Here is a 16,230-nt window from a genome sequence, read left to right as displayed (position 1 = left end):
TCAAGAACCGCGCTGGCTCTCATCTCTTGATGTTCCTTCTGATGTGGGTAACTTTTCCTCCGTCTGGTGTAATAAAAGAGCCAGCGGTTTTTCTGACTGTTCTTCTGAATGATGTCGATAAGCTGCTGTATGTGAAAGCAACATAGAAGCTATCGGCGCTGTTAAAAACAAAAAAAACATCAGCAACGCTTCATGAAAAACAAAATAATGGTCCACAAATATTGAATAAAGAAATGAAGAAATAAGAATACTACCAACGCCCCAACTCGTACATACTGAAAGCATATGCAAACGCTTATAAAAATTGGAAAAACGCACCAAACCTATTGTTGCGATCAATGTCAGTCCCGACCCTAATATTAAGAAAATCGTGATAGCAATAGCAACCACAAGCGATACATCATCTTTCATTCAATAATCTCCCCTCGCATGAGAAATTTCGCCAAAGCAATACTCGAGACTGGACCCAACAACCCAATAATGAGAGCTGCGACAAAATAAATGGTTGTTCCAGAACGAATATCGAATGTAAGAAACAAAAGAATAGTGGTTATATAAAGGGCATCCAAACCAACAATTCTATCCTGTGCCCGTGGACCACGAATCAACCGAAACAGCGCGAAAATCACCGCTAAACTTAAAAAAAACTGTGAAAAGAAAAGCCCCCAATAAAGAATCACCATACTCATAAAAAAATCTCCAAAAGCAATTGCTCATACCGTTGTTTGATCAACTGTTTGTAATCATATCCATTTTTTAAATTTAAGACATGAAGCAAAAGTTCACCCTTTTTACTATTATAGGCAACCCAAGCAGTTCCAGGGGTTGCCGAAAGGATGCATGCTAAAATAGCCAAAGCAGTGCGATTATGAAGCAGAAGAGGTACTACAATAAAACCAGACTTCTGCTCTCGAGACCTTTTTGTTAAAACAAACCAAGCCACCGAAACATTTGAGAATATAGAATCTATAAATACTCGAAAAACGAGACGAAAAACCGCACTCCAGCTTTTAATAACAGCCTTCTCTGGCTCCAGAAGCCGTATCATCCAACCACAAAACAAAGCGGTTAAAATCCCTAAAAGCAATTGCCCTAAACTAAAACCATTTAAAATAAGCCACATAAGGACAATGCCACCACTGAAAAAAGGGGAAGTATAAAAACGATTCATTTACTCATCTCCCTATTTTCGAGAGAAAAATCCGTTAAAACGCTCCCAATATAGTTTTGAGGTTCATACAAAGTCTTAGCGGTTTCAGACATATAATGACTAACAGGACTGGCTACAATTGTTATAAGAAAACACAAGGCAAGAAGAACGGCAATAGGTGCAAATTCTATCACCTGCACACGGGGAACGCGACCTTCAAGAGAAATCCAAAAAGTTCGGATACCCGTTCGTGTCAGTGCAATCAAAGCTGCAAAGCCAGAGAGGGTGACAAAAACTACAAAAAGCCAATCTTGGTAAACCGGAAGAGAGGCAAAAAAATCCTCTCTACTATGGTTTAAAATTGCCATGAACATCATAAGTTTAGCAACAAAACCAGAAAAAGGTGGCAATCCAATAATCAAAATGGCACAGATACCAAAACAAGCCCCAAGAATTGCCAAGGTTACAGGGAAATATGTGCCAACTTCATCTTCTTCCTCCTCTTCATCGTCGCCATAAACCTCCATTGTGACAGCAAGAACATTAGCAGCCACATCTTGACAGCGCTCAACCAACTCTACCAAAAGAAAAAAAGCTCCCAGTGCTAAAGTTGAAGAAACAATATAAAAAAGTGCACCTGCTGTCAGTGCTGCATTGCCGATGCCGATCGCGGCCAACAATGTACCAGAAGAGACAAGGACACTATAAGCTGCCAAACGCACCAAAACTTGACTCGCCAATACCCCAATAAAACCAACAATCATAGTGGCAAGCCCACCATAAAACAAAACCGTATGACCAAAATGGTTAAAATATTCACTTTCAGGACTAAACCATAGCAACGTTAAACGTAAAATAATATAAATACCCACCTTGCTCAAAAGTGCAAAAGAAGCTCCAACGGGTGCTGCTACTGCACTGTAAGTTGGCACCAACCAAAAATTAAGCGGCCACATACCCGCTTTAAGCAAAAAAGCAATACCTAAAAGTGCAACACCTATTTCGAACAAAACAATATCTGTAGAAGATATATATTTTATTTTAACAGCCAAATCGGCCATATTAAGAGTACCAACGACTCCATAAATGAGCGCTATACCCACTAAAAAAAATAATGAAGCAACAAGATTAACCACGACATAATGCAACCCTGCGCGCACGCGTGTCTGACCAGAACCATGCAAAGCAAGCCCATAGGAAGCCGTTAACATAACTTCAAAAAACACAAATAAATTAAATAAATCGCCGGTCAAAAAAGCACCATTTATTCCCACCATAAAAAATTGCATTAGTGACTGAAAATGAGAACCAGCTTTGTACCAATGAGCCCGCGCAAAAACCAACACGCTAGTCACCAACAAGCTGGAAAGTAAAAGCATCATAGCGCTTAAGCGATCAAGGACTAAAACAATTCCAAAAGAAGACGGCCAATTACCAAGTCGATAAACATCGCAAGCCGGTGCTATTTCAAGAGTACGTATAATCAATAAAATGGCAGTAACGACCAACAGTCCCGCAGAAGAAAGACTGATGAATGATTTAAGTTTTGCACGACGTTCATCATAAAAAAGAAGAAGTGCTCCAGTGATTAACGGCAAAAGAATAGGCAAAATAAGGAGATGATGCACCCCTACTTCCATTATTGCACCTCACGTCCATCAACGTGATCAGAACCCGTTAAACCACGTGAAACCAACAAGATAACTAAAAATAAAGCTGTTGTTGCAAAACCAATCACAATCGCAGTTAACACCAAGGCTTGTGGGAGAGGATCGACATAATTAGCTGGATTAATAACAGTGGTAGGATCAACAATTGGAGCAGCATTACTACGCGGTCTACTCATTGAAAATATAAAAAGATTAACACCATAAGAGATCAAGGACAAACCAAGAATGACTTGAAAAGTACGTGGACGTAAAACAAGCCAAATACCTGATCCGACAAAAACACCGATACCCAAAGAAAGAACAATTTCCATTAATTTTCCTTCTCTTTTAAAATAGGTTTCTTACCGATTCGGTAACTCCGAATTGACTGGTGTGCAAGTGCAATTAAAATGAGAACAGTTGCTCCCAACACAAGAGAAAGTACACCAAAATCAAACAAAAAAGCAGATGTCATGGGAACTTTCCCAATTAACGGAAGATGAATATATCGAAAAAAGGATGTTAAAAAAGGATATCCAAAAAACCAAGAGCCCATCCCCGTTACAACTGACAACAATAAGCCAAAGCCTATCCAACGCAAAGGTAAAACTCTCAAATGCGTTTCCACCCACCGAATATCGCGTGCAAGATATTGTAAAATAAACCCTATCGCCAAAGTAATACCACCGACAAATCCACCTCCTGGCAGATCATGCCCTCGCATGAATAAATAAATAGCAAAAGCAATAATAATAGGAAAGAGCCAACCCATAATAACAGCAGGAACAGCTAAATAATTTAATACTGTATCTCCCACATTTCGATTAGGCTGTGCTATATCAAAGGCTTTCTGGATACGTTGTTGAAAAGGCGCATCAATACTCTCAGGCGCAGGACGAAAACGTCGTAAGAGGGCAAAAACAGTAAGGGAAACAACACCCAAAACCACAATTTCTCCCATGGTATCAAAACCACGGAAATCAACCAACAACACATTCACAACATTGCGACCACCAGCATCTGAGTAAGCATGCGTTAGAAAAAAATCAGAAATCGTTGTACCTTGAGGACGTGTCATCACTGCAAAAGAAAGCCATGCTACACCAGCACCTCCTACAAGGGATATGATGAAATCACGGAAACGACGCAAGCGAATCCAAAAATGAACAGCAGCTGGCCCAGGATCATGCAAACGTTTAGGCAACCACCGTAAACCAAGCAATAATAAAACGACTGTAACAACCTCAACAACCAATTGTGTTATTGCTAAATCAGGAGCAGAAAGCCATAAAAAGGTTGCACAAGTCATCAAACCAGCTCCCCCTAAAAGCATAAGTGAAGCAAGACGATGAAACTTTGCTCGCCAAGCAACTAAAAGCGCACATAATCCGCCAACCAGCCAAAGAGCGAGAAAAGGAATATCAAGTGGAAAAAGCGGTAATGTCCCCACTGGAATGAAACCATCGCACCAAAGTAAAAGACCAACAAATGCAAAACAGACCCAAAAAATCCAATGCAACTGGATCTGCAAACGGCGTGTTGACAAAGCAGATTCCACCGCACGGGCCCATTTCCAAGAAATAATTACGAGAATGCGTTCAAAAATACGCGGTCCTTTTAAGTGACGGAAAAAAGGAGCCCCATCATCACAGGATAAAAAATAACGATGCCCGACAGCATAGAGCAATCCGCCCCCTAATAATGCAACAAAACTCATCACTAATGGAGTGTTAAACCCATGCCAAACAGCCAAACTATAAGGAATTGTCATTGGTCCTAAAACAGACACGACCGCATTATCTAAAATAGGCCCTATTGTTAAATTAGGGAAAATACCAACCGCTAAACAAATAAACACCAAAAGCTCCATTGGTAAACGCATAAAATGCGGTGGTTCATGGGGAGTCTTGGGTAAATTGTCAGGCTTTGGTCCTAAAAAAACACCGTGAATAAAGCGTATAGAATAAGTCACACTAAACAGACTAGCTAGCGTTGCCACATAAGGCGCAATCCAATCGAGCCATGATTCCATATGCGTTTCAACAGCTTCAGCAAAAAACATCTCTTTCGATAAAAAACCATTCAACAAAGGAACCCCAGCCATCGCTGCACTCGCAACTAAAGCAAGAGTTGCTGTAATAGGCATAGAACGATAAAGCCCTGACAGTTTACGCATATCACGTGTTCCTGTCTCATGATCAATAATGCCAGCAGCCATAAATAAAGAAGCCTTAAAAGTAGCATGATTGGCCATATGAAAGATCGCCGCAACACATGCAAGTGGACTACCAAGACTTAAAAGCGTTGTAATTAATCCAAGATGACTAATAGTCGAGTAAGCAAGCAGTCCTTTTAAGTCTTGCTGAAACATGGAAAAATAGGCACCTAGCAGCAATGTCGAGAGTCCTGAAAAGCCAACCAGCCAAAACCAAGATTCTGTTCCAGAGAGCACAGGCCATAAACGAACAAGCAAAAACAATCCCGCTTTTACCATTGTTGCCGAATGCAAATAAGCCGATACGGGGGTTGGAGCAGCCATCGCGTTGGGTAGCCAAAAATGAAAGGGAAATTGCGCGCTTTTTGTTAACCCTCCCAATAAAATACAAATAAGGATAGGACTATAAAGAGAACTTGACCGGATCATATCTCCAGACTGTAGCACCTTATCCAAATCAAAACTGCCAACAGTATACCCAATCAATAAAACTCCAATAAAAAGGGCAAAGCCGCCAAAACCTGTGATCGTTAGAGCCATACGCGCACCCTCACGCGCACTTGCATTATGGTACCAATAGCCGATCAACAAAAAAGAAAAAATACTAGTGAGTTCCCAGAAAACAACCAAAAAGACGAGATTACCTGATAAAACTATTCCTATCATTGATCCCATAAAAGCCAAAAAAAAGGAAAAAAAACGAGGTACAGAATCCGCTGGATCCATGTAATAACGTGAATAAATGACAACAAGCAGCCCAATCCCTGTAATGAGCAAGCAAAAAAGCCACGATAAACCATCTATACGAAGAATCAAATCGCTTCCCCATTCTGGAAGCCAAGAAATATCTAAACGCACTATGTGGTTTCCGCGAACTTCCGGATAAAGCATTATTGTAAAAATAAGACAGAAAAGCGCGACAATCCCAGCAAACCAGGCTTCATTATTTTTTGCTGTCGAACGAAAAAAGCCAATGACAGCACTTCCACCAAAGGGAAGCAAAACGAGCAATACCAACATTGCTTCCCGTGTTGTCATTCTTTAAACTCCATTTTGCCTTAATATTTTGTCATCGACAAAAACTTATATTCTCACCCCCCATTCCACACTTAATGATAATAAGATTTAATAAAACTTAAAAGCATTTAAAATTTTAAAAAAAACAATGCTGGCATGAAAATACTGCGCACCACACAAGTCTTCTCTTTATTTTAAGAACAATAACGCCCACGACAAGAAGCAATTAAAATTTTATTTAATAATTTCTATCCTTTAAAAAAGCGTGATAAACACTGCTTACGCCCCCCATGAAAAGGCTGAAAACTATTATCATTTTTATTATAAGAGCGATAACGCGCAAGGCAAGATTCAATATGTTGTTTAAGCATCCATGGCTCTTTTTTTTCTAATTTTTCCGAAGAATAAGTTAAAAACACTTTTTTAGCATCTGGTACAACTTTTAATGATGCGCCTTTTGTGCTTAAGTGCGGTGATGTAATAAATGCCACTTCAGGATACCACCAATTATCACTGTATTTACGATAACCACGCCGATAATGACGATAACCTTTAAAACCATTAAGTTCTCTACGCCCCGTAAAAATCAAAGGCACCGAACTATCTTGGAGAGAGGTCTGAGTAACCAGTTTGGCTTTAGCATCACTCCTATTTTGCCCCCAATTAACAAGAGTGGTTATTATAATGAAAAAACTGCTAACAAATACAAAAGCTAAAGCATAATATAATTTTTTTTTCATACTCATAACAAAAAACTCAACATAATAAACAACAGTAATTACAGAAAGCCTTTCTCTTGCTGGACAGAAACAGATTCTTTTCTTAAGATTCTTTTTTCTTGAGACATTCTGTTACTCTTTGTACTAAACGTTGATCTTGGCAATAAGATCCTACAAAAAAGAATGAATAAATAATGATAAAAACCCCCTACTATCTTATAGACAAATCGAAACTCATCAAAAACATGCAAACAATTTCTCGTTTACGGGAAATGTCCGGAGCTAAAATTTTACTTGCTTTGAAATGTTTTGCCACATGGAGTGTTTTTGATTTAATGTCTGAGTTCATGGATGGAACCACATCATCATCCCTTTATGAACTGCGTTTAGGAAGAGAAAAATTTGGCAAAGAAACCCATGCTTATTCAGTGGCTTGGGCAGATGATGAAATTGATGAAGCCTGTGGTTATGCAGATAAAATCATCTTTAATTCCATCCAACAGCTTCAACGCTTTTCTGATGCAACAAAAACCATTCAAAGAGGTTTAAGGTTAAACCCAGGAATGAGCGCATCAAATTTTGATCTTGCCAACCCCTCTCGCCCTTTTAGCCGCTTAGGAGAAACAAACCAAAGCGCTATCAAAGAAGTTCTGCCTCTTATCAACGGATTGATGATCCATAACAATTGTGAAAATGCTGACTTTAATCTTTTTAACCAAATGCTTGGGTATATGGAAGAAAAATTTGCAGAACTTTTTTCTGCTGTTGACTGGATAAGCCTTGGCGGCGGAATCCATTTTACGGCTGAAAATTATCCTCTAGAAGCTTTCGCAAAACGCTTAAAACAATTTTCTAAAACTCATGGTGTCACTCTTTTTCTAGAACCAGGAGAAGCTGCTATTACCAAAAGCACCACACTGGAAGTAAGCGTTCTTGACACATTGTATAATGAAAAAAAACTTGCCATCGTTGATAGCTCCATTGAAGCTCATATGCTTGATCTTTTAATTTATCGTGAGAATGCCAAATTAGAACCCAATCAAGGTCCACACGAAATTATGATTTGTGGAAAGTCTTGTCTTGCCGGCGATATTTTTGGAACATTTCAATTTCAAAAACCTCTTAAAATAGGCGATAGACTGTCTTTTCAGGATGCAGCAGGTTATACAATGGTCAAGAAAAACTGGTTTAATGGCGTTACAATGCCTGCTATTGTTCTCAAAGAGTGCGATGGTACATTAACACTTCAACGCCAATTCAGCTATAACGACTATCAGGAAAGCCTTTCATAAAGATAAACCATAAAAAACGTCATACAACAGTATTAAAAAGGAGATGGACCTACAATGAAAAAAAATGTTCTCATTATTGGTGCCGGAGGTGTTGCACAAGTTGTTGCGCATAAATGCGCTCAAAACAACGATATTCTTGGTGAAATTCATATTGCTTCACGAACACTCAAAAAATGTGAGGCCATCATTGCTTCTATTAAAGAAAAAAACACAATGAAAGAACAGGGTGTTCTCAAAAGCCATTCGCTCAATGCCATGAATGTAGAAGAAACTATAAAGCTCATCCAAAAGACCAAATGCGAAATTGTCATTAATGTTGGTTCTGCCTTTCTTAATATGTCTGTTCTTTCAGCTTGTATTGAAACCAAATGTGCTTATATCGATACCGCAATTCATGAAGACCCATTGAAAATTTGTGAAACACCTCCTTGGTATGGCAATTATGAATGGCCTCGACGTCAAGAATGTGAAAAAGCTGGTATAACCGCTATTTTAGGAGCAGGTTTTGACCCAGGTGTAGTGAATGCTTATGCAGCATTAGCGCGCGATGATTATTTTGATAAAATCACAGATATTGATATTATTGATATTAATGCCGGAAATCATGGGCGTTGGTTTGCTACAAATTTTGATCCAGAAATTAACTTCCGTGAATTTACAGGACAAGTATGGTCATGGCAAAATAAAAAATGGACTTCCAATAAAATGTTTGAAATCAGCCATGAATGGGATCTTCCCGTTGTGGGAAAACAAAAAGCCTATATGACAGGACATGATGAAATTCATTCACTTTCTAAAAATCTTGATGTAGAGAATGTCCGTTTCTGGATGGGATTTAGTGATCGTTATATCACTGTTTTTACGGTTCTAAAAAACCTCGGACTCTTATCCGAACAACCAATTAAAACGGCAGAAGGTCAAGAAGTCGTGCCCTTGAAAGTCGTGAAGGCCGTCTTACCCGACCCTTCCTCTCTCGCCCCAGACTACACAGGAAAAACCTGTATCGGAGATCTTATTAAAGGCGAAAAAGATGGAAACTCGAGAGAAATTTTTATCTATAATATAGCCGATCACAAACAAGCTTTTCATGAAACTGGGGCACAAGGCATTTCCTATACAGCTGGCGTACCAGCAGCCGCAACAGCTCTTCTTATTGCCACAGGCGAATGGGATGTTAAAACTATGGTCAATGTAGAAGAATTACCACCCCACCCTTTCCTTAAATATCTTGATCATATGGGGCTTCCCACTTTTATAAGAGAACAACAAGAGGATAAAAAATTACAATTTTAATACCTATAGAAAGCATATGCTTGATTTTTTAAGTTATCACAAAACTGCCCAATGAAAACAAACTTAATATTCTCGTGTAATTATGGTTTTCAAAAAAATTTTAGCTATTCGTTATATTTTGGCAACATTACGATTTCTTAACAACCTTAAAGAAGAGACATATCATCTTTTTAAGACATAGCAAGCAATGATCAAGAAAAGCAGAGAAGAAAAAACTAACTTAATCACACTGTATGACTTGTCATTATCATCAAAAAGATAGTGTCATAAACAAAAGATATAAAAATACCGCTTTTTTAAAGAAGAGCGGTATTTTGTAGAATATCCAATCCCTCCCCTCTTCATCTTAAATGACAAAGATCCTTAACCCACACCAATCATTAAACAATTCAATTTCTTTGGGTGAATTCCTCTTGGCTTCTCTCTTCATATGATTCATCATCATATATAACACATTGATTTATAACAATAAAATATCATTTTCAACTTGATTCATAACGCTGAATACTGTAAGATTTTCTTATCACAAGCTCTCTCACATTGAAGCAATTAAAATCTTTTGTCTGCACATCACAAACAAAGCGAGCGTGTGAGGTAAAATGATAAAAGAACAGAATAAAAATTCTCTTATGAAAACTCTCAAATAATAAAGAGCTTTAGCAATATTGAAAACTGAAAAAGTGTATTATCAATGTCAGCGTGTACTTTTACTAAACATAAAGATGATGGTGCACAATAGGTCTTATAACAGTTTGAATGAATTTCATATATTTCAAGAGAAACTTTACAGCTATACCATTCACGAGCACCATTGCGAAGTAGATTTGGGCATTTTAAGAGATGTTTTCTTAACACAAAGCACGCAGATAGGCTCAGAATCCTATCTTAAATATTTTATAACAGTATAAAAACTACCCCATATATAAAACTTTACATAGACTAAACACCACCGCTCTAAACGATAGTGCACAACAGAATAATCAATCAAAACTGCACAACAGATATCTAAAACAGTAATTATCGAAAAGCATACAACAAATGGAACATTTTAATACAATTGGTTATATTCCTTTTTAAAGTTTTAAAATGTTGTTGCATGCTTCACTAATATTTTCCGCCTCATGTGCCTTTTAAAATGTACTTTTTAAAAGCTTTTTAAATATGAAGTGGTTTAGCAAATGTTGCCAAAGCTGCCTCACGCACGGCTTCTGATAAGGTAGGATGTGCATGGCAACAACGTCCCAGATCTTCTGATGAACCACCAAATTCCATTAAAACTGCAATTTCATGGATCATTTCACCAGCACCAAATCCAAGAATATGCCCCCCTAATACCCGATCTGTTTTTTTATCAGAAAGGATTTTAACGAACCCATCACTCTTTTGCATTGCACGTGCACGACCATTAGCCATAAAAGGAAATTTGCCAACATTATATTCAATACCAGCAGTTTTTAGCTCTTCTTCTGTCCTTCCTACACTCGCAATTTCCGGCTGTGTATAAACAACACTAGGAATAACATCAAAATTAACATGTCCTTTTTGACCTGCCAAAATTTCTGCCACAGCAACGCCTTCTTCCTCTGCTTTATGTGCTAACATTGGTCCTTTTACGACATCACCAATCGCATAAATTCCTGGAACATTCGTCTGCCAATGAGCATCAATTGCAATAAATCCGCGTTCATCTAACTGAACACCAGCCTCTTGTAAGCCAAGCCCCTCTGTATAGGGAGAACGTCCAGTAGCAATAAGCACAACATCAGCCTCTAAAGTTTCAGATTCACCACCTTTGACAGATTCAAAGCTCACCTGAGCAGTTGAGCCAGATTGTGTAACAGCTGTCACCTTTGCACCCGTTTTATATTCAATCCCCTGTTTTTCCATTAATTTCTGAAATTGCCGTGAAACTTCACCATCCATTGAGCCCAAAACTTTATTAAGATACTCAATAATGGTCACCTTAGCACCTAAACGGCTCCAAACTGATCCAAGTTCTGAACCAATGACACCAGCACCCACTACAATCATATGCGCTGGTACTTTTTCAAGTGAGAGAGCTCCCGTAGAAGAAACAATAGTCTTTTCATCAATTTCAACATTCACCCCTGGAATGCCTGAACTCTCTGAACCGGTAGCAATAATAATATTTTTTGTTTCAATTGTTTGTTTATTACCATCTCTGGCAACAACTTCCACATGACCCGCACTCAAAATTTTGGCTGTCCCAAAAAAAGTATCAACTTTATTTTTTTTCATCAAAAAAGAAACACCACTCGTATTGGCTGTTACCACAGCTTTCTTATGAACCATCATTTGTTCAAGGTTAAGCTTAGATTTACCAATAGAAATACCAAGCGTTTCAAAACCATGCTGGGTTTCAGAAAACACTTCTGAAGCATGCAACAACGCTTTAGAAGGAATACAACCAACGTTGAGACATGTTCCTCCTAATGTTGTACGCTTTTCAATAATCGCTACTTTAAGTCCCAGTTGTGCCGCCTTTATTGCTGCTACATAACCACCTGGACCCGCTCCGATCACAGCCACATCATAAGACATCCGTTTCTCCTTTCATCCTGAAAACTGTATTTTACAAATCAAGAACAAGGCGTTCCGGATCTTCTAAGCTTTCCTTAACACGCACAAGGAAAGTCACAGCTTCTTGCCCATCCACAATACGGTGATCATAAGAAAGCGCTAAATACATCATGGGACGAATCACAACTTGGCCCTCAACAACCATTGCTCGCTCTTTAATCGCATGCATTCCCAAAATACCAGATTGTGGTGCATTCAAAATCGGTGTTGACATCAACGATCCATACACACCACCATTGGTAATGGTAAAAGTTCCGCCCTGCATATCAGAAACGGCTAATTTTCCATCACGCGCAAGACGTCCCAAACGACCAATCTCTTTTTCAATCTCTGCCAATGACATTTGATCTGCATCTCGCACTACTGGAACAACAAGCCCTTTATCCGTTCCAACAGCAATTCCAACATTGACATAGTTTTTGTAAACAATATCTGTCCCATCAATCTCGGCATTAACAGCAGGAAGTTCTTTTAATGCATGACAAACAGCCTTGGTAAAAAACCCCATAAAACCAAGTTTAACACCATGTTTCTTTTCAAAAAGATCCTTATAACGCTTGCGCAAATCCATCACAGCTGACATATCAACCTCATTAAATGTGGTTAACATCGCTGCTACATTTTGTGCATCTTTAAGACGGCGAGCAATTGTTTGACGCAATTTCGTCATACGAACCCGCTCTTCACGTGTTTCTTGGACAGGAGTTGCCGAAGAACTCGTCGCAGAAGAAGAGGGTGTAGGGGCATTTGTACTTTGTTTTAATCCACCAAGAACATCTTCTTTAAGAATTTGTCCACGTTTTCCAGAACCTGAAATATCGCTTTTTGCAACATTATTTTCAGCCATCAATTTTGCTGCTGAAGGAGAAGGAGGCATTGCACTGCTCAAAGCAGGCTTCTCCGATTCAGATGAAGCCGCTGGAACAAGCGTAGCAGAAGGTGAAAATGATTGGGAGACACCAGCTTCTCCAGCTTTCACCACTCCTAAAAGAGCATTTACTTCAACCGTATCGCCTTCTTTTGCAATGATTTCAGATAATTTCCCAGCAACAGGAGAAGGAACTTCAACGGTTACCTTATCAGTTTCTAATTCAACCAAAGGCTCATCCATAGCGACAGCTTCGCCAAGTTTTTTAAACCATTTGCCAACCGTTGCTTCGGTAACCGATTCGCCCAAAGTAGGAACACGAATTTCAGTAGTCATAATATTTTTCCATACATCAGAGTAGTAATAAATTAAGAACCTAACGCGTCTTTAAGAAACGCAGCCAGTTGTTCAAGGTGTTTCACCATTAACCCAGAGGCCGGTGACGCACTCGCAGGACGTCCTGCATAACGAGCACGTGAATATTGCGCATTAATATGCGTCAAAACCCATTCCAAATAAGGCTCAATAAATGACCAAGCCCCCATGTTTTTTGGTTCCTCTTGGCACCAAAAAACTTCCGCCTGCAAAAAGCGCGATAACACATTCACCAAAACTTTTGCAGGGAAAGGATAAAGCTGTTCAATACGAAGGAGATAAACATCATCAATACCCTTTTTTTCACGTTCTTCATAAAGGTCGTAATAAACCTTACCAGTACAAAGAACGACACGGCGAATTTTATTATCTTTTTGCAACTTAATGACAGAATCTTTGAGACATTCTGCATCATCAAGCAACACACGACAGAAACTTGTTTCTGGCCCCATTTCATTGAGAAGAGAAACCGCTCGCTTATGACGTAAGAGTGATTTCGGTGTCATCAAAATCAATGGCTTACGGAAATCACGCTTAATTTGTCGACGCAAAATATGAAAATAATTTGCAGGGGTTGTACAATTAGCAACCTGCATATTATCTTCCGCACAAAGTTGAAGAAATCGTTCTAAACGTGCAGAAGAATGCTCCGGCCCTTGCCCTTCAAAACCATGAGGCAATAAACACACAAGACCAGACATACGAAGCCACTTACGCTCTGCGGATGAAATAAATTGATCAAAAATGACCTGTGCACCATTAGAGAAATCACCAAATTGTGCTTCCCAAAGTGTTAATCCTCGTGGTTCAGCAAGAGAATATCCATATTCAAAACCAAGAACAGCTTCTTCAGAAAGCATAGAATTAACAACGTCATAAAGCGCTTGCCCCTTTTGTAAATGATTCAAAGGAATATAACGCGCCTCATTTTCTTGGTCATAAAGAACGGAATGACGTTGTGAAAAAGTTCCCCGCTCAACATCTTCACCGGAAAGACGAACCGGTGCACCTTCCAAACAAAGTGAACCAAAAGCTAAAGCTTCAGCGGTTGCCCAGTCAACACCCTCACCGGTTTCAAAAATTTTAGCACGATTATTTAAAAAACGTTGAATGGTTTTGTGAACGTGAAAATTCGCCGGAATTTCAACAATTTTCTGACCAATTTCCTTTAAAGTTTTTAATTCAACACCGGTTGCTCTAGAATGCCGCTCATCAGAACTACTAAAAGCTTTGAGTCCCGTCCAGCTTCCATCAAGCCAATCAGCCTTATTAGGCTTATAAGAAGCACTCGCTTCAAGTTCACCTTCAAGCTTATCGCGCCATAATTTTTTTTGTTGCTCAATCTCTTCTGAAGAAATCATTCCTTCTGCTACCAATTGGTCACTATAAAGTTGAAGTGTTGTTTTATGATTACGAATTGCTTTATACATAAGCGGCTGCGTAAAGGAAGGTTCATCACCTTCATTATGCCCATAACGGCGATAACAAAACATATCAATAACCACTGGTTTATGGAAAATTTGGCGAAACTCTGTTGCTATTTTGGCAACAAAAACAACCGACTCAGGATCATCACCATTCACATGGAAAATTGGTGCATCAATCATTTTTGCGACATCTGATGGATAAGGCGAAGAACGTGAAAAACGTGGAGATGTTGTAAAACCAATCTGGTTATTGATAATAACATGAAGTGAGCCTGCAACACGATAACCTTTAAGACCTGAAAGACCAAAAGTTTCTTGGATAACGCCTTGTCCTGCAAAAGCAGCATCACCATGAATAAGCAATGGCATCACTTTTGAACGCTCACTTAATGGGAGTAAATCAGTATGCGCAGGTCCCATAAGTTGATCTTGTTTAGCACGTGCTTTCCCCATAACAACGGGATCAACAATCTCAAGATGAGATGGATTAGCCAACAGCGATAAGTGAACTTTTTTACCATCAAAGTCCAGATCAGCGGTAGTTCCCAAATGATATTTGACATCACCGGATCCCTCCACATCATCAGGCTTATAAGATCCCCCTTTGAATTCATGAAAGATAGCCCTATGCGGTTTGGCAAGAACTTGTGAAAGAACATTTAAACGACCACGATGTGCCATTCCTAAAATAACTTCCTGCACCCCCAAAGCACTACCACATTTGATAATTTGTTCAAGAGCGGGAATCAGCGCCTCACCACCATCGAGTCCAAAACGCTTTGTACCTTTATATTTAGTGTCTAAAAACTGTTCGAATCCCTCTGCCTGAATAAGCTTATTCAGAATAGCTTTCTTGTCTTGTTGTGTGAAAGAATTTTTTTTATCTCGCCCTTCAATGCGTTCTTGAAGCCATGCTTTCTGAACTGGATCAGAAACATGCATATATTCCACACCGATTGTTGAACAATAGGTCCGATTGAGAATCTCAAGCATTTGCGGAATAGTTGCATATTCCAATCCTAAAACATTATCAATAAAAATGGGACGCTCGTAATCAGCTGGAGTAAAACCATAAGCTTCTGGAGAAAGTTCCTTATAATCTTCTTGTTTTTCGGCCAATTGAAGAGGGTCAAGCTGCGCATGAAGATGTCCCCGTTCTCGAAACGCACGAATCATCATAATTGCATGAACGGAATCACGTGTTGCACGAATAATATCTTGTTTACTGGAAGTTTTTCCCTTTTGTGCAGCACCTGTTATTGCTTTTTCCTTTAATTTATCGCCAAGATATTTTTCAAGAGAAGACCAATCACCATCAAGAGCAGAAACCAATTCACCCTCTGCTTTTAATGGCCAATGATCACGCTGCCATGTTGCTCCTTCAGCATTTTTAAGAACATCTTCTTTATTATCATGAAGTCCTTCAAAAAAAGCACGCCACTGTGAATCAACACTGGTAGGATCTTTTTCATATTGAGCATAAAGTTGATCTATATAATCCGCATTCCCACCATAAAGAAATGATGTCTGTGCAAAAAGGCTATTTATTTCGTCCTGCCTTGCCATATACCTCTCCGGAACATCTATTCCGTCTCCTTATATCTCTTTTGACCTTTAAATGCTT

General features: G+C 39.0%; 12 protein-coding genes. 2 read left to right on the top strand and 10 right to left on the bottom strand.

The features are described from left to right. The 7 genes from mnhG to ACFIKN_RS04850 form a co-directional block, all read right to left on the bottom strand. Positions 1-411, bottom strand: coding sequence for a monovalent cation/H(+) antiporter subunit G (mnhG, locus tag ACFIKN_RS04880; protein WP_273790146.1), 411 nt, complete (start codon positions 409-411; stop codon positions 1-3). Continuing rightward, the gene (locus ACFIKN_RS04875) at positions 408-689 is read right to left on the bottom strand and encodes a K+/H+ antiporter subunit F (RefSeq protein WP_273790147.1); all 282 of its coding nucleotides are present in this window, start codon (positions 687-689) and stop codon (positions 408-410) included. Before ACFIKN_RS04875 ends, mnhG begins: the two co-directional genes overlap by 4 nt. After that, positions 686-1,171, bottom strand: coding sequence for a Na+/H+ antiporter subunit E (locus tag ACFIKN_RS04870; protein WP_273790148.1), 486 nt, complete (start codon positions 1,169-1,171; stop codon positions 686-688). Before ACFIKN_RS04870 ends, ACFIKN_RS04875 begins: the two co-directional genes overlap by 4 nt. Beyond that, a complete protein-coding gene (locus ACFIKN_RS04865) occupies positions 1,168-2,790 on the bottom strand; it encodes a monovalent cation/H+ antiporter subunit D (RefSeq protein ID WP_273790149.1) in 1,623 nt (540 codons plus the stop codon). The genes ACFIKN_RS04870 and ACFIKN_RS04865 overlap by 4 nt, the downstream gene beginning before the upstream one ends. Continuing rightward, positions 2,790-3,131 carry a Na+/H+ antiporter subunit C gene (locus ACFIKN_RS04860; RefSeq protein WP_273790150.1) on the bottom strand — a complete coding sequence of 114 codons (342 nt, stop codon included), beginning with the start codon at positions 3,129-3,131 and terminating at the stop codon, positions 2,790-2,792. The genes ACFIKN_RS04865 and ACFIKN_RS04860 overlap by 1 nt, the downstream gene beginning before the upstream one ends. Continuing rightward, positions 3,131-6,052: a monovalent cation/H+ antiporter subunit A gene (locus ACFIKN_RS04855; protein ID WP_273790151.1), complete on the bottom strand. Its 2,922-nt coding sequence runs from the start codon at positions 6,050-6,052 to the stop codon at positions 3,131-3,133. The genes ACFIKN_RS04860 and ACFIKN_RS04855 overlap by 1 nt, the downstream gene beginning before the upstream one ends. A gap of 227 nt (positions 6,053-6,279) precedes the next feature. Then, positions 6,280-6,777: a BA14K family protein gene (locus tag ACFIKN_RS04850; RefSeq protein WP_375657991.1), complete on the bottom strand. Its 498-nt coding sequence runs from the start codon at positions 6,775-6,777 to the stop codon at positions 6,280-6,282. Positions 6,778-6,944: 167 nt separating this feature from the next. Between ACFIKN_RS04850 and ACFIKN_RS04845 the strand changes: the two genes are divergently transcribed. Continuing rightward, entirely contained in the window at positions 6,945-8,042 is a 1,098-nt protein-coding gene (locus ACFIKN_RS04845) for a carboxynorspermidine decarboxylase (protein ID WP_273790153.1), read from the top strand. A 54-nt stretch (positions 8,043-8,096) separates the two neighbouring features. Next, positions 8,097-9,335 (top strand): saccharopine dehydrogenase family protein, encoded by a 1,239-nt coding sequence (locus tag ACFIKN_RS04840; RefSeq protein ID WP_273790154.1) that lies wholly within the window; start codon positions 8,097-8,099, stop codon positions 9,333-9,335. A gap of 1,155 nt (positions 9,336-10,490) precedes the next feature. On the opposite strand, the gene lpdA is transcribed toward ACFIKN_RS04840, so the two are convergent. From lpdA to ACFIKN_RS04825, 3 genes are read right to left on the bottom strand one after another with little or no spacing between them, the layout of a single operon-like run. Then, positions 10,491-11,897, bottom strand: a complete 1,407-nt coding sequence (lpdA, locus tag ACFIKN_RS04835; RefSeq protein WP_375630654.1) for a dihydrolipoyl dehydrogenase — start codon at positions 11,895-11,897, stop codon at positions 10,491-10,493. A 31-nt stretch (positions 11,898-11,928) separates the two neighbouring features. Beyond that, entirely contained in the window at positions 11,929-13,140 is a 1,212-nt protein-coding gene (odhB, locus tag ACFIKN_RS04830; RefSeq protein WP_273790156.1) for a 2-oxoglutarate dehydrogenase complex dihydrolipoyllysine-residue succinyltransferase, read from the bottom strand. 32 nt (positions 13,141-13,172) lie between these two features. Continuing rightward, positions 13,173-16,172 (bottom strand): 2-oxoglutarate dehydrogenase E1 component, encoded by a 3,000-nt coding sequence (locus ACFIKN_RS04825; RefSeq protein ID WP_375657990.1) that lies wholly within the window; start codon positions 16,170-16,172, stop codon positions 13,173-13,175. Positions 16,173-16,230: the final 58 nt, after the last annotated feature.

The organism is Bartonella sp. CL436QHHD (genome assembly GCF_042195105.1).
In the GTDB taxonomy this organism is placed as follows: Bacteria; Pseudomonadota; Alphaproteobacteria; order Rhizobiales; family Rhizobiaceae; genus Bartonella.
This window is presented reverse-complemented; position numbering and strand designations above follow the sequence as displayed.

Coding starts and splice junctions, on each gene's coding strand:
- mnhG (WP_273790146.1), bottom strand. CDS start 411: ATGAAAGATGATGTATCGCTTGTGGTTGCTATTGCTATCACGATTTTC.
- ACFIKN_RS04875 (WP_273790147.1), bottom strand. CDS start 689: ATGAGTATGGTGATTCTTTATTGGGGGCTTTTCTTTTCACAGTTTTTT.
- ACFIKN_RS04870 (WP_273790148.1), bottom strand. CDS start 1,171: ATGAATCGTTTTTATACTTCCCCTTTTTTCAGTGGTGGCATTGTCCTT.
- ACFIKN_RS04865 (WP_273790149.1), bottom strand. CDS start 2,790: ATGGAAGTAGGGGTGCATCATCTCCTTATTTTGCCTATTCTTTTGCCG.
- ACFIKN_RS04860 (WP_273790150.1), bottom strand. CDS start 3,131: ATGGAAATTGTTCTTTCTTTGGGTATCGGTGTTTTTGTCGGATCAGGT.
- ACFIKN_RS04855 (WP_273790151.1), bottom strand. CDS start 6,052: ATGACAACACGGGAAGCAATGTTGGTATTGCTCGTTTTGCTTCCCTTT.
- ACFIKN_RS04850 (WP_375657991.1), bottom strand. CDS start 6,777: ATGAGTATGAAAAAAAAATTATATTATGCTTTAGCTTTTGTATTTGTT.
- ACFIKN_RS04845 (WP_273790153.1), top strand. CDS start 6,945: ATGATAAAAACCCCCTACTATCTTATAGACAAATCGAAACTCATCAAA.
- ACFIKN_RS04840 (WP_273790154.1), top strand. CDS start 8,097: ATGAAAAAAAATGTTCTCATTATTGGTGCCGGAGGTGTTGCACAAGTT.
- lpdA (WP_375630654.1), bottom strand. CDS start 11,897: ATGTCTTATGATGTGGCTGTGATCGGAGCGGGTCCAGGTGGTTATGTA.
- odhB (WP_273790156.1), bottom strand. CDS start 13,140: ATGACTACTGAAATTCGTGTTCCTACTTTGGGCGAATCGGTTACCGAA.
- ACFIKN_RS04825 (WP_375657990.1), bottom strand. CDS start 16,172: ATGGCAAGGCAGGACGAAATAAATAGCCTTTTTGCACAGACATCATTT.